The sequence below is a fragment of the Haloarchaeobius amylolyticus genome (assembly GCF_042678045.1).
In the GTDB taxonomy this organism is placed as follows: Archaea; Halobacteriota; Halobacteria; order Halobacteriales; family Natrialbaceae; genus Natrinema; species Natrinema amylolyticus_A.
Map to the genome: position 1 here is coordinate 42108 of NZ_JBHUDI010000013.1, position 18555 is coordinate 60662.

Genomic DNA, 18555 nt, shown 5'->3' on the forward strand with positions numbered 1-18555 from the left:
GCGTGTTGCCTCGTAGGGTATTGCGACCAGTCCCGCCGTCTCAATAAATACCTGGGCTACTGTTTCTCCCACTCGATCTACTGTTTTTCCACTCGATTTCCTGGTATGCCTGTTCCTGTCCATTCAGGCTTCCTGCTCGAGACTACTGGCTCTTCAAGAGAGAGTTACCGGGCGTGTTCACACAGTATAGTACTATCACGCTAGATTACACCGCTGCTGACGGGATTCATCTGCGTCGACCGAAGAGACTCACTGACGCCTCGGATAACGGCGGAAAAGACACGATTCCCCGATGTCGACAGTCGCTCTTCTGACTCTCGCGCTCGAGCGGTCAACTGTATCGAGGACGCAGATTCGAACGAACTGCACGAGTTGTCGATACTACCTGGCATCTCTCGACCCAATATATGAGATTTGCTAACAGTGAGCAATGGTTTAAGTGCCGTAACGCATAGCTTCCACTAGAGAGCTATGACCGACACTCCCCACCAGAACCTGGCCATCATCGGCCACGTTGACCACGGGAAGAGCACGCTGGTGGGTCGCCTCCTGTTCGAGACCGGTAGCGTCCCAGAACACATCATCGAACAGCACCGCAAAGAAGCCGAGGAGAAGGGCAAGGGCGGGTTCGAGTTCGCTTACGTGATGGACAATCTCGCCGAGGAACGCGAGCGCGGACTGACGATCGACATCGCCCATCAGGAGTTCACGACCGACACGTACGACTTCACCATCGTCGACTGTCCCGGCCACCGTGACTTCGTGAAGAACATGATCACGGGTGCGTCCCAAGCCGACAACGCCGTCCTCGTCGTCGCCGCAGACGATGGCGTCGCACCCCAGACCCAGGAGCACGTCTTCCTGGCTCGCACGCTCGGGATCGACGAACTCATTGTCGGCATTAACAAGATGGATATCGTCGACTACGATGAGGACCGCTTCCGCGCCGTCGTCGAGGAAGTCAAACAGCTGTTCAACCAGGTCCGGTTCGATACTGAAGACGCCTCGTTCATCCCGATCTCGGCGTTCGAGGGCGACAACATCGCCGAGCCCTCGGACAATACACCGTGGTACAATGGGCGGACCCTCCTCGAGGCGCTGAACGACCTGCCGGCGCCCGAGCCACCGACGGACGCGCCACTGCGCCTCCCGATTCAGGACGTCTACACCATCTCCGGGATTGGGACAGTGCCAGTCGGCCGGGTCGAGACCGGCGTCCTAAATACAGGCGACAGTGTCTCCTTCCGGCCCAGCGACGTAGGCGGCGAAGTGAAGACGATCGAGATGCACCACGAAGAGGTTCCCACGGCAGAACCCGGTGACAACGTCGGCTTCAACGTCCGCGGCATCGGCAAGGACGACATCCGCCGCGGTGACGTCTGTGGCCCCGCCGACGACCCGCCGAGCGTCGCCGAGACGTTCCAGGCCCAGATCGTCGTCATGCAACACCCAAGCGTGATCACTCCGGGCTACACACCGGTCTTCCACGCCCACACCGCACAGGTCGCGGGGACGATCGAGTCCCTCGACAAGAAGATGGATCCCTCGAGCGGCGAGGTCGCCGAGGAGAACCCCGATTATATCGAGGCGGGTGACGCTGCTGTGGTTACCGTCCGTCCGCAGAAACCGCTCAGCATCGAACCCTCAGACGAGATCCCCGAACTCGGGAGCTTCGCCATCCGCGATATGGGCCAGACCGTCGCCGCCGGGAAGGTCCTCGCAGTCAGCGAAAAGTAACTGATGAGCAAGCACTGGTGCCATCGCGCCACCGAAAATGACCAGGTCCGACCGGCTGGGACACGAGACCCAAACGTAGAGACACCGTCCATCGAGGCGAATACGAAGAATGCACATGAGATGCGCCAACTGTGGTGACGCGGTCCCGGTCCGGCAGTACCACGTCTATCTGGCGACGGACGAGGTCGTCGAACTCTCGCTCTGTGAAGGCTGTCGCTACAAATTCGTCACCGCGGACTGGGTCACGGCCGTAGTCTGATTCGGGAGCCTGCACGGGCGATCTCGAACACCGCTAAAAAGTGGTTGCCGGATCGGTCGACCCAGAAGCCAGCGCTACCGCCGTCGACCGTTTTCAATCGCAGATTCAGGTGTGCTCGTATGGCGGGATTTCCGCTTCGACGAGCTCGCCGAGCAACTCGAGTTCTCGGCTGAGGAGCACGACGAAGTCGTCGAACGTGACGATTCCGGCGAGCTGTCCATTGTCATCAGTAGCAGGGATCCGGCGAACGTTCGAATCCGCCATCACACGGATCACGTCGAAGATACCACTGTCCATCTCCACTGTGACGGGGCTGTCGCTCATCACGTCGGCAGCGGTCGCCGTCGTGGGATCTTCCCCATGGGCGACTGCTTCGATCGTGATATCGCGGTCCGTCACGATCCCGTGCGGTTGGCTGTCCTCAACGATTACAATGCTGCCGACGTTCTCGTCGTCCATCAACTCTGCCAGTTCGGTGAGAGAGGTCGTTGGAGACGCGCTCACGACCTCTTCGCGGACGATTGTCTTGATTTCTGGCATGGAAGATCGCCTCACCCATGTGCCGGTGGCCGTTCACCGGCACTACCCGGACCTTCGCTGTCCGGGGAAATAAACGTGGTATCGAACTATAGTAGCCACTGAACGTCACTGCATACCCGCTCGTACGACGGAAGCGCGGTTCGGTGCGAGCGCCGTGAGCGAGCACCGTGGGTGATTCGATCGGTGTCTCACTCGTTTCAGTCGTTACTACAGGATCAGGAGATCGAGACTGGTCAGCGGTGGCACTGGGGTACTGTTAAGCACACCAATATCGAATGTGAACATATGGCATACGAACTCCACTGTGACACGTGTGAGTTGGACCAAACGTTCACGGAGTGGGCCGATGCGAACTGGGCTGCAAGCAACCACGAGGAAGACAATCCGACCCACTGGGTGACCATTCTAGACACCCAGCCGGCCTGATACGGACTCCTGTCAGGCAGTGCCGGTGCACTCGCATGACGGGTTGCGGGTGCGGCGGTAAATCGTTTCAGTTGTTACTACCAGTACAGGTAGTGAGAAATCCGTGTTACTCTCTATCGTACATCATCCACTATATAATTAATAACCCTTAAATTTCCCAGTACTCTTATTAGGTGGGACGTTGCCATGGCAAGCGAGGACGAATGATACTTCCGAGTGGGTCTCGGGACGGTGCTACTGACGTGACGACGCCACGACGGGCTCTTTCACGAGTGGCCGGCGTGACCGCAGGACAGTTCGCGGTCGCGCCGGCACCGACTGACAGGAGTCCGTAACGGCCATCCAGGGCCGCGATGGCCGGTTGACCGGTCGCTGCAGCGTGCTTTTCGAGGTAACAGTGACTCGGCAAGTGGCGTTCGTTCCGGAGAATCACACTATGCCAACGTACGACTTCGAGGGGAAGGTGGCTTTCGTCACTGGGGGTGCCCGCGGTCAGGGGCGGTCCCACGCGGTACAGTATGCAAAACACGGTGCAGACGTCGTCGTCACGGACATCTGTGAGGACATCGAGACGAACCCGTACGAACTCGGGACGAGCGACGAACTCGCGGAGACCGCGAGTCTCGTCGAAGACGAGGGACAGAACGCGCTGGCCATCGAGATGGACGTCCGCAACGAGGACGAGGTAGAGGCTGCCGTCGACGACGCGATCGAGGAATTCGGTCGGATCGATATCCTGGCGAACAATGCGGGGATCTTCAACGCCGCCGAGCTGGTCGAGATGGACGAGCAAATGTGGGACGAGATGATCGACACCAACCTCAAAGGTGTCTGGTTGTGTTCGAAACACGTCGGCAAGCACTTCGTCGAGCGCGGCGACGGCGGTAAGATCGTCTCGACCTCCTCGACAGCAGGACTCGTCGGAGCGCTCGCGTCGGGCCACTACGTCGCGACGAAGTGGGGTGTCCGCGGCCTGACGAAGACGCTCGCCCTCGAGTTGGCCGAGTACGACGTCAACGTCAACTGCGTCTGTCCGACCGGCGTCGAGACGCCGATGATCGCCGGCTACTCCGAGGCCTACGGCGAGGAGATGTTAGAGGAGATCGCAGAACTGACCGGCCCGTTCAACGTCTTCGGCGAGGGTGGGATGATCGACGCACAGGACATCAGCGAGGCGTACCTGTGGCTCTCGAGCGACGCCGCCCGCTACGTCACTGGAATCGAACTGCCGGTCGACGCCGGTATGACGGCGAAGTGATCCCATGGTCGAATACGATTTCAGCGGCCAGGTGGCGTTCGTCACCGGGGCCGCACACGGCCAGGGGCAGTCACACGCACAGCACTACGCGAAACACGGCGCGGACGTCGTCGTCACCGACATCGCCGACGAAATGGCGACCGTCGAATACGACCTGGGGACGAGCGACGAACTCGCGGAGACCGCGAGTCTCGTCGAAGACGAGGGGCAAGACGCGTTGGCCCTCGAGCTGGACGTCCGCAACGAGGACGAGGTCGAGGCCGCCGTCGAGGAGGCCATCGACGAGTTCGGCGGGATCGACATTCTGGCGAACAACGCCGGGATCGCCCACTTCGGCGACCTCGTCGAGATGGACGAGCGCATGTGGAACGAGATGCTCGATACCAACCTCAAGGGTGTCTGGCTGTGCTCGAAACACGTTGGGAAACACTTCGTCGATCAGGGCCACGGCGGCAAGATCGTCTCGACGTCGTCGATCTACGGGCTCTCCGCCGGTCCTGGCTCGGGCCACTACATCGCAGCCAAACACGGCGTCGTCGGACTCACGAAGACGCTCGCCCTCGAGTTAGCCGACTACGACGTCAACGTCAACGCGGTCTGTCCGACCGGCGTCGATACGCCGATGATCTCGGGCGTGCTCGAGGCCTACGGCGAGGAGGCACTGAACGAGGCCACCGACGTGACCGGCCCGTGGAATCTCTTCGACCACGACGCGATGATCGAGTCCAGAGACATCAGCGAGGCGTACATGTGGCTCTCGAGCGACGCCGCCCGCTACGTCACCGGAATCGCACTGCCAGTCGACGCGGGAATGCTCGCGAAATAAGAGACCGATGCCAGCATACGACTTCAGCGGTAAGGTGGTCTTTGTCACCGGTGCCGCACACGGACAGGGCGAATCGCACGCAGTACACTACGCGAAACACGGCGCAGACGTGGTCGCCGTCGACGTCTGCCAGGATAAAGCGACGGTCGATTACCCCCTCGGGACGGACGACGAGCTCGAGGGCACCGCCGAGAAGGTCCGGGAACACGGCGGGGAAGTGCTGACCGTCGAAGCCGATGTCTCGAGCGAAGCCGAGGTCGAAGCCGCCGTCGAGGAAGCCATCGACGAGTTCGGTGGGATCGACATCTTAGCGAACAACGCCGGCATCGAGTCGATGGCGGCCGCGACGAAGATGGACGAACGGATGTGGGACGAGTTGATCGACACCAACCTCAAAGGCGTCTGGTTGTGTTCGAAACACGTCGGCAAGCACTTCGTCGAGCGCGGCGACGGCGGCAAGATCGTCAACACCGCCTCAGTCTCCGGGATGACCGGCATCCCCACCGAAAACGCACACTACGTCGCCTCGAAATGGGGGGTTCGCGGCCTGACGAAGACGCTCGCCCTCGAACTCGCCGAGTACGACGTCAACGTCAACGCCGTCGCGCCCGGTGCGATCGACACGCCGATGGTCGACGGGATGATCGAAGCCTACGGCGAGGAAGCACTCAGCGGCTCGGAAGAACTGGGCGGGCCGTTCAATATCTTCGACCCGGACGAGATGCTCGAGTCCCGAGACATCACGGAGGCGTACCTGTGGCTCTCGAGCGACGCCGCTCGCTACGTCACTGGCATCACGCTGCCGGTCGACGCCGGCTTCACGGCGAAATAATCTACGAGATACTGTCAAACCATGCCAGAATACGATTTCAGCGGCCAGGTAGCGTTCGTCACCGGGGCCGCACACGGCCAGGGACGCTCACACGCACAGCACTACGCGAAACACGGTGCAGACGTCGTCGTCACTGACGTCGGCGGCGACGTCGAGTCGGTTCCCTACGAGCTCGGAACCACGGACGAACTCGAGGAGACAGCGGGTCTCGTCGAAGAAGAGGGGCAAGAGGCGCTCGCCCTCGAGATGGACGTCCGGTACGAAGACGAGGTCGAAGCCGCCGTCGAGGAGGCAGTCGACCACTTCGGCCGGATCGATATCCTCGCGAACAACGCGGGCATCGTCACCGTCGCGGATACGGTCGAGATGGACGAAGCACTCTGGGACGACCTGATCGACACCAACCTCAAAGGCGTCTGGCTCTGTGCCAAACACGTCGGCAAGCACTTCATCGAGCGCGGCGACGGCGGCAAGATCGTCTCGACGGCCTCAACGGCGGGGCTCGTCGGTACGCCAGGGATCTCTCACTACGTCGCCGCGAAACACGGCGTCATCGGGCTGACCAAGACGCTGGCACTCGAACTCGCCGAGTACGACATCAACGCCAACGCGGTCTGTCCGACCGTCGTCGATACACCGATGGTCTCGGGGATGTCCGAAGCCTACGGCGAGGAAGTCCTCGGCGAGATGGGGGAGATGGCTGGACCGTTCAACGTTTTCGACACCGAAGACCCCGCGATCGAGGCCCGAGACATCACGGAAGCGTACATGTGGCTCTCGAGCGACGCCGCCCGCTACGTCACCGGAATCGCACTGCCGGTCGACGCAGGGTTCACCGCGAAGTAACGCTACTCCCAGGGAAGCTTCGGGTTTTCTTCGCTCCAGAACGACGCGAGCACGGCTGCAAGCGCGACGCCGGATGCGAACGCCGTCGCGAGCGAGACGCCGTCGATCGCGTCCCGATACTGCCACGCGAGTCCACCAGCGACGGCAGCGTTCGTGCTCCCCCAGAGGACGTTACAGAGGGCACTCGAGTCCGATCCGAACGGCGTCATGTGACGCTGACCGGTGATCCCACGGACGAAATGCGGAATCGCGTTCGTGCCGAACAGTCCGACGAGGGCGAAAACCGCCAGTTTCCGCGAGCGAACCATGCGACTGTCCACCACGGCGTCTGGAAAGTACCTGTCGCCAATCCCGGTCGGAGACAGGTCCCATCGTATCCGGTCGGCCCGTCGAAAGCTAATTCACCCTTGTTGACGAATGACGAGGAGATGCCGACGTACGACTTCGACGACGTGGTCGTGCTCGTCACCGGCGCGGGCCGAGGACAGGGGCGCTCGCACGCGGTCCGCTTCGCCGACCACGGCGCGGACGTGGTCGCTCTCGACGTCACCGCAGACCTCGAGACGGTCGCGTACTCGCTTTCGACGCCCGCCGACCTCGCGGAGACGGTCCGGCAGGTCGAGGCCGTCGGCGGTCGCGCCCTCGAAGTGACAGCCGACGTCCGCGAGGAGTCACAGGTCGAATCGGCGGTCGCGGACGCCATCGCGGCGTTCGGACGAATCGACGTCCTCGTGACCAACGCCGGGGTCTGGCACTCGCGGGACCTCCTCGCGCTCGAGGCGGCAATGTGGGACGAGACCCTCGAAACGAACCTCAAAGGCGCGTGGCTCTGTGCGAAACACGTCGGGCAGCACTTCCGCGAGCGCGGCGAGGGCGGCCGAATCGTCACCGTCGCTTCGACGGCCGGCCTGGTCGGCGCACGCGGGTCGGGCCACTACGCCGCCGCGAAACACGGCGTCGTCGGCCTGACGAAGACGCTGGCGCTCGAGCTCGCCGACGACGACGTCACCGTCAACTGCGTCTGCCCGACCGGCGTCGACACGCCGATGATCGATGGAGTCTTAACACAGGTCGGCACCGAGCCGTTCGAACGGCTCTCGGACGTCGCCGGCCCGATGAACGTCATCGACGGCGGCTTGATCGATCCCGCGGACGTAAGCAAGGCCTGCCTGTGGCTTGCAAGCGACGCCGCCCGCTCCGTCACTGGGGCGGTCGTCCCCGTCGACGCCGGGATGACCGCGAAGTAAGCGCGGTATACGGACCCCTATAAGTTATTCCAGGTACAACCGCGACACACCCTGCGATTGTACCTGAAAGTCGTTACAGCAGACCGTATCAGAGCCGCCGTCCGAGCATCTCGCCGTCGTAGTAGGCGCGATCGAGCTTTCGCGGCGAGACGGCGTCGCCGATCCGGTACACCGAGTCTCGCTGGGAATCCAGTTCGAGGTAGAGGTCCTCGTCGGCGTGCCGTCGCCCGACGACGACGACGGTATCCGGCGACCGGGTCTCCCGATCACCGGTCAGCGTGTTTCGCAGCGTCGCCGTCCCGGCCGCGTCGACCGCGTCGAGCGTGTGGTTCCCGGTGAACGTCGCACCGCGTCGCTGTAGCTGAGCGACGAACTCCGGGAGGTTCGGCTGTTCGGTTCGGAACCCGGGATAGTGATCGCGCGAGACCATCTCCACATCCTGGTCCCGGGAGAGCAACTCGAGGCCGGTCTGGATCGTGATGACCCACCGATTGTCGTCGAACAGGAGTACGTCCTCACCGACCTCGGCGCCGGTGAGGACATCGAACGCGTTCACAACCTCTCCCTCGAAATCGTACTCGTCGACGTCCGGTGGCGTCGCCCCCGTCGCGACCACGACGGCGTCCCACGACGGGTCGACGTCCGCGGCCGTCACGGGCGTCTCGAGTTCGACGGTGACGCCGGCGTCGATCACCGCAGCCTCGAGATCCTCGAGCGACCGCCGGAACGGCTCGAACGCCCCATTGGCTGCGAACTCGAGTTGTCCGCCGAGGCTGTCGCTCGCCTCGCGGATCGTGACGTCGTGACCACGGTGGGTCGCGACCGCGGCGAAGCGCATCCCCGCCACACCGCCGCCGACGATGAGGACGGTCTGGGGAATCGCGGCGGGCTCTTCGTCGGCGAGCGGCGGCAACTGGGTCTCCCGACCCGTCCGTGGGTCGACCACACACTCGACGTGACCGCCGTGAGCGTGGCCGTAGACGCCCTCGAGACACTTCTGGTTGCACTGGATACAGCGGTCGAAGCGCTGGTCCGCCCGCGCCTTCTCGAGGGTCTTCGCATCGGCGAGCAACTGGCGAGTAAAGGAGACGAAATCGACGCCAGCCTCGAACAGGTCCGCGGCGTCGTCGACCGACGTGAATGGGAGTCGTCCCATGACCGGGACATCGACGATGTCGACGACCGTCTCGATCGGTTCGCGGAGGTCCGGCGGCGTCGCGCCGACGCCCGCGTGGGTCATGTGATAGGTCGCTCTGGTCCCGAGCGTACACGAAAGATAGTCATAGCCTTCGAGGGCGTCGAGAATGGCCGGCACGTCCTCGAACTCGTAGCCGCCGTATTCGAGTTCGGCCAGCGAGAGGTGGAGTCCGACGGGACCTGTGGTCCGGTCGCCCACCGCGGCGAGCGCCTCGTTGACGAACCGGGCTCGGCCGCACCAGTCGCCGCCGTACTCGTCCTCGCGTGTGTTGTATCGGGGCGAGAGAAACTGTCGCAACACCGAGAACGGTCCGGCCGCGAGTTCGACGCCGTCGAAGCCGGCCCGCTCGAGGTTCGCCGCAGCGGTGCCGAAGCCAGCGATCACGTCGTCGATCTCGGCGTGGGACATGGGCTTCGGCATCTCGTAGGTGGCGTCGGAAGCAGCCGGGGACGGTGCAAGCTGGGGTTGCATCCGCCAGTCGCCGGTCTCCTCTGCACCCGTGTGCGTGAGTTGGCCGACGATCGGCGTTCCGGTCTCGTGGACGGCATCGGCGACGTTGCTGAGTCCAGTGACGGCACGATCGGCGTACGCGTCGATGAACGACGGACCGCTCGCGGACGAGTGGGCGAGCATCTGGGCAGGGCCGACGATCAGGCCAGCGCCACCTGCCGCCCGCGCCGCGAGGTGTGCCGCGAGTTCGGTCGATGGGACGCCGTCGTCCACGAATCGGGTTCGAACGGGTCGAAACACACCGCGTGTCGACGTCTCGAGCCCGTCGAAAGTCCCCTCTTCGAACAGATTCATGACAGTATGTACCAAAGTAACACACTTGAAGGTAGCGTCCGATCGTCGCGTCGATCAGGGACGAGGGTGTCGTCTCGATACCTGCCAGCGCGTATCTGACAGACCTAGTCTATAACGAATAAATATACTCAATTTGTTGTGAAAATCAGGAAATTGAGTTAGTTTTAAAACACCACCAGCACTCGATCGAATATGGATCGACCACTGCTCGTACCGCAGTTTTTAGACCGTGCCCGAACGTATTTCGGCGATCAGGAGGCCATCGTCGCTGCGAACGGCGATCGGTTTACGTACGATGAGTTCGGCGACCGGGCCGACCGACTCTCGGCAGCACTGCAGGAACGCGGCGTCGAAAAAGGCGACCGCGTCGCCGTCCTCGCGCCGAACACCCACTACCACCTCGAGTCCGTCTACGGGATCACCCAGATCGGCGCCGTCCACACGCCGCTGAACTATCGGCTCGTCCCGGCGGATTTCGAGTACATGCTCAACGACTGCGACGTGACCGCGATCATCGCGGACCACGAGTACGCCGACCAGGTCGAGGCCGTCCGTGACTCGGTTCCAGTCGAGACGTTCATCGCATCCAACGCCGACGCGGTCGACGGTGACTGGGAGGACTTCGACGAGGTCCTCACGGACACCGAACCGACGTACGAGCGGCCCGAGATGGACGAAGAAGACATCATCACGATCAACTACACCTCGGGGACGACGGGCGACCCGAAAGGTGTGATGCGAAACCACCGCGGCGAGACCATCCACGCCTACTGTTCGTCGGTCCACCGCGAGATCAGCGACGACGACGTCTATCTGTGGACGCTGCCGATGTTCCACGTCAACGGGTGGGGTCACGTCTTCTCGATTACCGGGATCGGTGGTACGCACGTCTGTACCCGCGGCGTCGACGCGGCCGACGTATTCGAGGCGATCCAGAACGAAGACGTCTCGTACTTCTGTGCCGCCCCAACCGTGCTCAACATGCTGCTCGACTACTACGATGACAACGACCCGGCGACGACCGGCGACAACGACGTCCGCGTCGCCACTGCCGGCGCCGCCCCGCCGGAAGCGACGATCCGAACCGTCGAGAACGAGTTCGGCTGGCAGCTCGCCCACGTCTACGGCGCGACCGAGACTGGCCCCCTCATCGCCACCTCCGAAGTCAAGCGCCTCCTCGAGGACGATCAGGCCCGCTACGACATCAAGAAGCGACAGGGAATCCCGATGCTCGGCACGGAGATCCGCGTCGTCGACGAGGACGGCAACGAAGTCCCGTGGGACGACGCGACGATCGGCGAGATCGTCGTCCGTGGCAACCAGGTTATGGAAGGCTACTGGGAGAACCCCGAGGAAACCGAGCGAGCGTTCAGCGACCGCCTCGAGGGCTGGTTCCACATGGGTGATCTCGCGACCGTCGACGAGAACGGCATGCTCGCGATCCAGGACCGCAAGAAGGACATCATCATCTCCGGCGGCGAGAACATCTCGAGTATCGAACTCGAGGACACGCTCTACGAGCACCCCGAGGTCGCTGAGGTCGCCGTGATTCCGTCCCCGAGCGACCAGTGGGGCGAGACGCCGAAGGCGTTTATCGTGCCGGCCAACGGTAATCCGAGGGAGCCAGGTGTGACTGCCGAGGAGATCATCGACTTTACCCGCGAGAACCTCGCGAACTACAAGGTCGTTCGCCGGGTCGAGTTCGTCAAGCAACTGCCGACGACGGCCACCGGGAAAGTCGAAAAGTACGAACTACGCGAACAGGAGTGGGACGACGAGGAGTCGCTGGTCGGTCAGGGATAACAGGAGCTAGTAGTGCGTTTTTATAGAGGTGTGTTTCTGACTTAAACGAGCGCGCTCCTCCTTACTCACTCGCTTAGCTCGTTCCTTGCGGAAGGGGACTCCGCGCTACCGCTTCAGTTGAACCTTCGGAACGTCTGCTCTCCGTTACCCGTTCGGAAAGGTGTCATGGAAACCGCTACACACGAGGGTATTTTTGTTCACGTAACCCGATCTGCCAGTATGTCCGAACGGAACGTCCTCGGCGGAGACCTTGCCACCTGTAGTACTGATCCGATGACCGGTGTCGAGCGCGACGGTTGCTGTGGAACCCATCCCAACGACCGGGGTAGACACGAACTCTGCGCAGTGATGACCGAGGAGTTTCTGACGTTCAGCAAAGAACGGGGCAACGACCTCGTGACACCACGCCCGGCGTTGCAGTTTCCCGGACTCGACCCGGGAGATCGCTGGTGTCTCTGTCTCGGCCGGTGGATCGAGGCGACGCGGACCGAACGCCTCCCGGAGACGACCGTCCCGCCTGTCGTGCTCGAAGCAACGAACGAGGCAGTGTTGGATTCCGTGGCAATGGAAACGCTCGAAGCTCACGCGTACGACGTGTAAGCAGCGTGGAGGGACGAAATCGGAGGATCGTACACAGGGTTCCGGATCTCCCCCTCCTCAGTATTCGACCTGCTCCCGGGGAAGGAACCGTTCTATGACGCTATTAAGTCTTGTCAACACATCCTTCCCAGGAGTAAAGAACGGAGAACGCCCGGTCAGTTGGCCGCGCAGTTGTTCGGGCCGAGTTCGAGCGCTTCGACGTCGCCATCGGGCTGTTCTTTGCCCCAGTTGATCTGCTTGATCTGGTTGTAGTTTGCGGGTTCGTCGGCGAGGCTCTCGACGATCGTCTCGACGAACGCGTCTTCGTCGCCGGCCTCAACATAGCTCAGGAGTTCGTTGGTCGATTTCTCGTGGAGGTCGCCGAGGTCGGTGGCAAGCGGGCGGATCGACTCGTCGCTGAAGTGCCCGGGCAACACGACGGTTCCGTCGTCAAGATCTGTCAGGCCCTCGAGACTGTCGAACAGTTGGCTCGCAGCCTCGCGGACGGCATCCTCCGCGCTATCCTCGAGGTCCGGCCGACCGACGCTGCGCAGGAACAGCGTATCGCCGGACAGCAGGGCCTCGCCGAACTGGAACGAGACGCTCCCCGGCGTGTGGCCCGGCGTGTAGACGACCTCGAGGTCGCGCTCGCCGACGGAGATCGTGTCTCCGTCCTCGATCGTCGTCACCGAACCGAGGTCGCCGGTGTCGGCTTCGTGGAGATAGTACGGGACGTCGAGTTCGCCGGCGAGCTGGCGCGCGCCCGAGACGTGGTCGGCGTGAGCGTGTGTGTCCGCGACGCCGACGATCTCGAGGTTGCGCTCGTCGGCCGCGTGCAGGTATTGATCGATGTACTGGCTCGGATCGACGACGATAGCCTCGTCGCCGTCGGAGACGAGATACGAGACACAGCCGGTTCCAGGACGGACGATCTGGACGACGCCGTCGACAGCTGTGACGTCGTACTGACGGTGGACACGCCCCCAGCCGTTCATCCCATCAGCGACCGATTTCGCGTCGAAGCCGTGGTCGCGAAGGAACTCCGCGGCGCGGGCTGACGTGATGCCAGCGACACAGACGACGGCGATCTCCGTCTCTTCGGGCAACTCGTCGAGATTCGTCTCGAGCGACGAATACTCGGACTCGAGCAACTCATCGTAGATGGGCAGGTTCGTACTCCCCTCGATCTGCCACTCGTCGTAGTCGTCTTCGTTTCGTACATCGAGGACGAAGAGGTCCTCGGACTCGTCATCGTGGAGACGACGAGCGACCTCCGTAGGGTCGAAATCTTGTGTGCTCATATCATACAATACTACGCAAGACAGATTATTAAATCCGTTGGATGGATAGATGGCCAGTACCGACAGAGACAGTAGCAGTTCCTGACTGACCGTCGTCGATCGGTCACAGCACTGTTTGACGTGTTAAAGTGGTACATTCGGTACCGTCAGCGGACGTATCGGTCATCGTGACCGTCGTCAAAAGGAGATATACATCATCTCCATCTATTGAAATAACGCATTCGATAGAGATATAATCGGGCCCTCGCGATGGAATAGTATGGTTTACTATGCGGACAAGCGGTGTTCCACCTGCGGTGGAAAACAAAAACGACGAGCGGACGGTACCGTCTGGTGCCCGAACTGCGCTCAGTTTTTCCCGCCCGCCGCAAAATCGTAGGTACCCGGGTGGTCGTCACCCACGAGACACCTGCCGTGTGCCGTCCTCGAGACGATAGTAACAACTGAAACGATTCACACACCAGATCGCACAGCCCTCGTACGATCGGGTGTGCAGTGACGTTCAGTGGCTACGATAGCGGATCCGGTTCGGTCACGATCGGCAGCAACGGCCATCCGAGAGACGGCCGCCTGTTCGTCGGTTCCGGCACACCCGAAAGCGGTCCCGCGATTGCACCGGTAATTGGTGGGGAAACCACTCCAGTCACGCGCATCGCTCGTCGCGGACTCGCGCGTAGGGGAGATTCTGGCCGCTATCTAGGATCGGGCGAATCGGACCGAACCCGCTGCCGTCGTGCCGTTTTCGGCTGAAATGGCGTCTGCACGTCGGTAAGGTTTGCACGGGACGATAGACGAAGGGAGACAGTGGGCCAACTCCCCGTATGTCGATTGCCCTGCGAACGCTCGACGACGGCGCGTGGATCAGCGTCAACGATAGTCGACAGGTGAGCGTCAGCGACGTCTGGTCGCTCGCTACCGGCGCGTTCTGTGATTGTTCCCCGGCGTACGTCCTGCTCGAGGCGTTCGTCGACGTCGGCGTCGACGGCTCGACCGTCGTCGCCCACGCGGTCGGCCAGTGTCTCGAGTGTGGGACGCGCGATTCGATCGAGCAGCTCCCGGTCGGCGCCATGATCGACGGCGACTTCCATCCGTACGACCCCGAGGGTGTTCAGTGGCGTCTCGAACGCGACGGCGAGGGCGCGTAACTGCTGGTTGAACGTCAGTGTCGGCACGCCCGCAAACCACGTGTCGGTGGCGGGAGACGGGCCAAACTGACATCGAAACCTGATAGTGGCAAAGACGACCGGGACTGGGGAGACGCGGGGAGAACTGACGACAGACGACGTGTCTTATGCATACCCTCCATATGCGGTCGTAATGGCTACCGACGTCGAGCACTGGAAGGACGAACTCTACGGAACCGACATCCGCGACGAGATCGAGCGCTTCGCCGAGGAGGGATGGGAGTCGATTCCAGAGGACGAACGAGACGCCTGGTTCGAGCGCTTCAAATGGTACGGCCTGTACCACCAGCGGGCCGGACAGGAATCGTACTTCATGATGCGGATCGGCCCAGCTGGCGGCGTCCTCGAGCCGGGCCAGTTCCGGCGCATCGCCGAGATCGCCGACGAGTTCTCCCGTGGCCCCGCGTCGAACCCGGAGTTCGGCAACGGCTGGCTCGACGTGACCACCCGACAGGCGATCCAGCTCCACTGGATCCGACTCGAGGACGTGCCCAAAATCTTCGAGCGTCTCGAGGACGCCGGCCTCTCGACGGTTCAGGCGTGTGGTGACTCCTGGCGAAACATCGTCGGTTGCCCGGTCGCCGGCAAGGACAAACACGAGCACGTCGACGCAGGTGCCCTCGCGAACGACCTCCACGACACGTTCAAGCGGAACGAGGCGCACTCTAACCTCCCGCGGAAGTGGAAGGTGTCGGTGACGGGCTGTGACGAGGGCTGTGGCCAGGGTGACATCAATGACCTCTCGTTCGAACCCGCCGAGAAGGAAATCGACGGGGAGACGGTGACCGGCTACAACGTCCGCGTCGGCGGTGGCCTCTCGCGGAACGAGCCGCGGTTCGCCCGGAACATCGATGTCTTCGCCACGCCAGAGCAAGCCGTCGACGTCGCGGGCGGAATCTCCGCGCTCTTCCGCGATCACGGCGACCGCGAGAACCGGTACAACGCTCGCATGAAGTTCCTCGTCGACGAGTGGGGGCCGGAGAAAGTCCGTGAGACGCTCCAGGAAGACTACGTCGACTTCGAACTCGAGACGGCCGGCGACGACCTCCGGGAGTCGTACTCGTACAACGCGGGCGACGCCGACGGCAAGCACGACCACGTCGGCGTCCACGAGCAGGCTGATGGGAACGTCTACGTTGGCCTGAACGTCCTCGTCGGACGGATCGGCGTCGACGATGCCTACGAGATCGCCGACGCAGCCGAAGAGTACGCGTCCGGCGAGGTGCGGCTAACACAGCGTCAGAACATCATCCTCACCGACGTTCCCGACGAGAACCTCGATACGTTGCTCGAGCAGCCGGTCTTCGAGGAATACAGCCCAGACCCTCATCCGTTCCAGCGTGGGTCGATCGCCTGTACGGGGACCGAGTTCTGCTCGCTCTCGATCGTCGAGACGAAGAACCGGCAGGTTCGCTACGCCCGCTGGCTCAAGGAGAACGTCAAGTTGCCCGACGGCGTCGACGACTTCCACATTCATCTGTCGGGCTGTACGGCGTCGTGTGCCCAGCCCCAGATCGCCGACGTCTCCCTGCGGGGAATGAAAACGCGCAAGAACGGCGACCCGGTCGAAGCGCTCGACATCGGCCTCGGCGGCGGGCTCGGGGAGGACCCGGCGTTCGCGTCCTGGGTCGCCGAGCGCATCCCGGCGGACGAAGTCCCGGGCGCGATCGCGAACCTGCTCGAGAACTTCGCAGCCGCTCGCGACGGCGAGGAGAGTTTCCGGGAGTTCGTCCGCGACCGTGACGACGACGAACTCGCGGCGCTGATCGAACCCGAAGAGACGGACTACGACGATCCGTACATGCACAACACGAAGCGAACCTGGTACCCCTACGCCGAGGACGACAGCCTCGACGCAAGTCCTGCACCCGCACGGGCCGACGGAACCCCAATTCCGTCCGACGACTAACATGGCAGATCGGCTGATGAAAGTCAACGCGTACACGACCCTCGATCTCGTCGACGCCGTCGCGAAGGGCCACGACTTCGAGACGGAATCGATGGCCGTCGTGAACGCGACCGCAAACAGAGACGATCCCGACTGCGTCCGGTTGCAGATCGAACTGGACAACATGACCGAAGACCACCTGCCCGCACATATGGACGCACTCGAGTTGACGCCCGAGCAAGCCCGGACGCTTGCGGCGGACCTCGAGAAACACGCCACACGCGTCGAAGAGGCAGGCACGCAGCAGACCGAAGACCGGTCCGACGACTAATACCCTGCGGTGTGGGCAGCGCGAAACGACCTCGACGGTCGGATCGCGTGATAGTATCCTCCGATTCGTTTCGCTGCGCGCTCAATAATAACAATTACCGAAGCGGAGACTCACCACTTCTGCACTCTACTGGCCGCCCTGCCCACCGCCGAAACATGGTTCGTCCCACAGCGCGGTCACGGACGGATGACCCTGAAACGCGACGTAGATCAGCGACTGGAGACTGTACTGATCATCGATCCGGAGTTTCCTTGTGGATGAGAGTCAGAAACAACGCCCTGGCCACGATCGAAACGAGTCGAGTTCGTGGGCGAGTTCCGACAGAGCGTCCGTAACTCGAGCTAGCTACGCAGCCTCCCATTCTTCGATAAGGGCCGTTGCCGTCGTGAGTTCGGCGTTATAGACACGCTCGAGGTAGTCGAGCCCCTGCTCGTGTTCGTCTTCAGTGAATGCGTCGACGCAATCTTCGGGGACCACGATCTCGTAGCCGTTGAAAAAGCCGGTCGCCGACGAGTGGCGGACACACATGTTCGTATGCAAGCCGGTCATCACGAGCCGATCCACGCCGAGGCTCCGGAGGTGTTGGTCGAGTCCGGTCCCGTAGAACGCGTCGTAGAATCGCTTCTCAAAGATGTGATCGTCGGCCTCGGGCTCGAGTTCCGGAATCACTTCGGCGCCCGCTGTCCCACGCATCGCGTGCTCTCCCCAGACCTCGAGTTCGAAGTCCTCCGGTCGGTGCGCATCATTGGCATAGATAACCGGAATATCGTGTTCGCGAGCCGCCGGGAGCAGTTCGTCACGGAGTGTAGGAATGATGTTTTGGGCCCGCTCTGCTTCAATCTCGCCAGTCACGAAGTCGTTCAGCATATCTAGTAGTATGACAGCGTCACTCATGCATAGTTGTTGGTTTGATCAAAGGAAAGTACTTCGTAAAAACGCCGTGAATTTCAAACAAAAGTGATGTTTTGCGGACGGAACCGCTGTCTTCCGCACGGAGATCCTTCGTTAGGAGAAACGGAGCCACGTAGACGACCACGAGCGTAATTCCGACGAGGGATACAATTAAGCGAGATGATATCGAGTAGTAACATGTGCAGGTGAATTGATAGATGTCCCTCGCCGACGATCCACGTCCCCCACTCCCGGACTGGGTAACTAACGCCTACACCGTGCTTTCCGCCCAAATGACTGCTGCAGAGGCTCGCGAATGCAACGACAGCGTTCCGGCGATCGACCGTGACCGAGCAGTAGCTGTGCTCTGTGCGTCCGACGAACTGGTACTCGAGCGGGAGGACGCCGAATACGCGATTCGGCGGTTACTCGAGCGCGGATATTTCTACGCAGTCCACGGCGAACTGCGTGTGACTCTTCCATCGGAATCGCCAGGAACTCGTGGCAACAGATCGTCTGAGTAACTCAACTCGATATCCGAGTGATCCGTTGCAACTTTCGGATGGCTTCTTCCTGTCAAATGGTCCTCCAATAATATATGCCTA

The 18555-nt window shown here is 62.0% G+C and carries 18 protein-coding genes; 13 read left to right on the forward strand and 5 right to left on the reverse strand.

What is annotated here, in order from left to right:
* The first annotated feature begins 471 nt into the window (after positions 1-471).
* Both tuf and ACFR99_RS20040 read left to right on the forward strand, forming a co-directional pair.
* A complete protein-coding gene (gene tuf, locus ACFR99_RS20035) occupies positions 472-1737 on the forward strand; it encodes a translation elongation factor EF-1 subunit alpha (protein ID WP_390291461.1) in 1266 nt (421 codons plus the stop codon).
* A 115-nt stretch (positions 1738-1852) separates the two neighbouring features.
* Positions 1853-1996, forward strand: coding sequence for a hypothetical protein (locus ACFR99_RS20040; RefSeq protein WP_390291597.1), 144 nt, complete (start codon positions 1853-1855; stop codon positions 1994-1996).
* Positions 1997-2101: 105 nt separating this feature from the next.
* On the opposite strand, the gene ACFR99_RS20045 is transcribed toward ACFR99_RS20040, so the two are convergent.
* A complete protein-coding gene (locus ACFR99_RS20045; protein WP_390291464.1) occupies positions 2102-2536 on the reverse strand; it encodes a CBS domain-containing protein in 435 nt (144 codons plus the stop codon).
* Between the two features lie 285 nt (positions 2537-2821).
* On the opposite strand from ACFR99_RS20045, the gene ACFR99_RS20050 reads away from it, so the two are divergent.
* The 5 genes from ACFR99_RS20050 (at position 2822) to ACFR99_RS20070 (ending at position 6724) form a co-directional block, all read left to right on the forward strand.
* On the forward strand, positions 2822-2962 hold the full coding sequence (locus tag ACFR99_RS20050) for a hypothetical protein (protein WP_390291467.1): 141 nt from the start codon (positions 2822-2824) through the stop codon (positions 2960-2962).
* Positions 2963-3398: 436 nt separating this feature from the next.
* Positions 3399-4220: a mycofactocin-coupled SDR family oxidoreductase gene (locus ACFR99_RS20055; RefSeq protein WP_390291470.1), complete on the forward strand. Its 822-nt coding sequence runs from the start codon at positions 3399-3401 to the stop codon at positions 4218-4220.
* Positions 4221-4224: 4 nt separating this feature from the next.
* Entirely contained in the window at positions 4225-5046 is an 822-nt protein-coding gene (locus tag ACFR99_RS20060; RefSeq protein ID WP_390291473.1) for a mycofactocin-coupled SDR family oxidoreductase, read from the forward strand.
* Positions 5047-5053: 7 nt separating this feature from the next.
* Complete coding sequence (locus ACFR99_RS20065; RefSeq protein WP_390291476.1) at positions 5054-5878, forward strand: mycofactocin-coupled SDR family oxidoreductase; 825 nt, start codon at positions 5054-5056, stop codon at positions 5876-5878.
* Positions 5879-5899: 21 nt separating this feature from the next.
* A complete protein-coding gene (locus tag ACFR99_RS20070; RefSeq protein WP_390291479.1) occupies positions 5900-6724 on the forward strand; it encodes a mycofactocin-coupled SDR family oxidoreductase in 825 nt (274 codons plus the stop codon).
* A 2-nt stretch (positions 6725-6726) separates the two neighbouring features.
* Here the strand turns inward: ACFR99_RS20070 and ACFR99_RS20075 are convergent, their stop codons facing one another.
* Positions 6727-7032: a hypothetical protein gene (locus ACFR99_RS20075; protein ID WP_390291482.1), complete on the reverse strand. Its 306-nt coding sequence runs from the start codon at positions 7030-7032 to the stop codon at positions 6727-6729.
* A 120-nt stretch (positions 7033-7152) separates the two neighbouring features.
* Between ACFR99_RS20075 and ACFR99_RS20080 the strand changes: the two genes are divergently transcribed.
* Positions 7153-7971: a mycofactocin-coupled SDR family oxidoreductase gene (locus tag ACFR99_RS20080; RefSeq protein WP_390291485.1), complete on the forward strand. Its 819-nt coding sequence runs from the start codon at positions 7153-7155 to the stop codon at positions 7969-7971.
* 88 nt (positions 7972-8059) lie between these two features.
* Here ACFR99_RS20080 and ACFR99_RS20085 read toward each other — a convergent pair whose 3' ends face one another.
* On the reverse strand, positions 8060-9973 hold the full coding sequence (locus ACFR99_RS20085) for an oxidoreductase (RefSeq protein WP_390291488.1): 1914 nt from the start codon (positions 9971-9973) through the stop codon (positions 8060-8062).
* A gap of 192 nt (positions 9974-10165) precedes the next feature.
* Here ACFR99_RS20085 and ACFR99_RS20090 point away from each other — a divergent pair, with 192 nt between their 5' ends.
* Both ACFR99_RS20090 and ACFR99_RS20095 read left to right on the forward strand, forming a co-directional pair.
* A complete protein-coding gene (locus tag ACFR99_RS20090) occupies positions 10166-11776 on the forward strand; it encodes a long-chain-fatty-acid--CoA ligase (protein ID WP_390291491.1) in 1611 nt (536 codons plus the stop codon).
* A 219-nt stretch (positions 11777-11995) separates the two neighbouring features.
* The gene (locus ACFR99_RS20095; protein WP_390291494.1) at positions 11996-12376 is read left to right on the forward strand and encodes a DUF2237 family protein; all 381 of its coding nucleotides are present in this window, start codon (positions 11996-11998) and stop codon (positions 12374-12376) included.
* 155 nt (positions 12377-12531) lie between these two features.
* Here the strand turns inward: ACFR99_RS20095 and ACFR99_RS20100 are convergent, their stop codons facing one another.
* Positions 12532-13656 (reverse strand): MBL fold metallo-hydrolase, encoded by a 1125-nt coding sequence (locus ACFR99_RS20100; RefSeq protein ID WP_390291497.1) that lies wholly within the window; start codon positions 13654-13656, stop codon positions 12532-12534.
* An 821-nt stretch (positions 13657-14477) separates the two neighbouring features.
* Between ACFR99_RS20100 and ACFR99_RS20105 the strand changes: the two genes are divergently transcribed.
* From ACFR99_RS20105 to ACFR99_RS20115, 3 genes are all read left to right on the forward strand, one after another.
* Positions 14478-14801 carry a DUF8134 family protein gene (locus tag ACFR99_RS20105; RefSeq protein WP_390291499.1) on the forward strand — a complete coding sequence of 108 codons (324 nt, stop codon included), beginning with the start codon at positions 14478-14480 and terminating at the stop codon, positions 14799-14801.
* Positions 14802-14973: 172 nt separating this feature from the next.
* A complete protein-coding gene (locus ACFR99_RS20110; protein WP_390291502.1) occupies positions 14974-16749 on the forward strand; it encodes a nitrite/sulfite reductase in 1776 nt (591 codons plus the stop codon).
* Between the two features lies 1 nt (position 16750).
* Positions 16751-17059 (forward strand): DUF6360 family protein, encoded by a 309-nt coding sequence (locus tag ACFR99_RS20115; RefSeq protein WP_390291505.1) that lies wholly within the window; start codon positions 16751-16753, stop codon positions 17057-17059.
* A 345-nt stretch (positions 17060-17404) separates the two neighbouring features.
* Here the strand turns inward: ACFR99_RS20115 and ACFR99_RS20120 are convergent, their stop codons facing one another.
* Entirely contained in the window at positions 17405-17953 is a 549-nt protein-coding gene (locus tag ACFR99_RS20120; RefSeq protein WP_390291508.1) for a cysteine hydrolase family protein, read from the reverse strand.
* Between the last annotated feature and the right edge of the window lie 602 nt (positions 17954-18555).

Coding starts and splice junctions, on each gene's coding strand:
- tuf (WP_390291461.1), top strand. CDS start 472: ATGACCGACACTCCCCACCAGAACCTGGCCATCATCGGCCACGTTGAC.
- ACFR99_RS20040 (WP_390291597.1), top strand. CDS start 1,853: ATGAGATGCGCCAACTGTGGTGACGCGGTCCCGGTCCGGCAGTACCAC.
- ACFR99_RS20045 (WP_390291464.1), bottom strand. CDS start 2,536: ATGCCAGAAATCAAGACAATCGTCCGCGAAGAGGTCGTGAGCGCGTCT.
- ACFR99_RS20050 (WP_390291467.1), top strand. CDS start 2,822: ATGGCATACGAACTCCACTGTGACACGTGTGAGTTGGACCAAACGTTC.
- ACFR99_RS20055 (WP_390291470.1), top strand. CDS start 3,399: ATGCCAACGTACGACTTCGAGGGGAAGGTGGCTTTCGTCACTGGGGGT.
- ACFR99_RS20060 (WP_390291473.1), top strand. CDS start 4,225: ATGGTCGAATACGATTTCAGCGGCCAGGTGGCGTTCGTCACCGGGGCC.
- ACFR99_RS20065 (WP_390291476.1), top strand. CDS start 5,054: ATGCCAGCATACGACTTCAGCGGTAAGGTGGTCTTTGTCACCGGTGCC.
- ACFR99_RS20070 (WP_390291479.1), top strand. CDS start 5,900: ATGCCAGAATACGATTTCAGCGGCCAGGTAGCGTTCGTCACCGGGGCC.
- ACFR99_RS20075 (WP_390291482.1), bottom strand. CDS start 7,032: ATGGTTCGCTCGCGGAAACTGGCGGTTTTCGCCCTCGTCGGACTGTTC.
- ACFR99_RS20080 (WP_390291485.1), top strand. CDS start 7,153: ATGCCGACGTACGACTTCGACGACGTGGTCGTGCTCGTCACCGGCGCG.
- ACFR99_RS20085 (WP_390291488.1), bottom strand. CDS start 9,973: ATGAATCTGTTCGAAGAGGGGACTTTCGACGGGCTCGAGACGTCGACA.
- ACFR99_RS20090 (WP_390291491.1), top strand. CDS start 10,166: ATGGATCGACCACTGCTCGTACCGCAGTTTTTAGACCGTGCCCGAACG.
- ACFR99_RS20095 (WP_390291494.1), top strand. CDS start 11,996: ATGTCCGAACGGAACGTCCTCGGCGGAGACCTTGCCACCTGTAGTACT.
- ACFR99_RS20100 (WP_390291497.1), bottom strand. CDS start 13,656: ATGAGCACACAAGATTTCGACCCTACGGAGGTCGCTCGTCGTCTCCAC.
- ACFR99_RS20105 (WP_390291499.1), top strand. CDS start 14,478: ATGTCGATTGCCCTGCGAACGCTCGACGACGGCGCGTGGATCAGCGTC.
- ACFR99_RS20110 (WP_390291502.1), top strand. CDS start 14,974: ATGGCTACCGACGTCGAGCACTGGAAGGACGAACTCTACGGAACCGAC.
- ACFR99_RS20115 (WP_390291505.1), top strand. CDS start 16,751: ATGGCAGATCGGCTGATGAAAGTCAACGCGTACACGACCCTCGATCTC.
- ACFR99_RS20120 (WP_390291508.1), bottom strand. CDS start 17,953: ATGAGTGACGCTGTCATACTACTAGATATGCTGAACGACTTCGTGACT.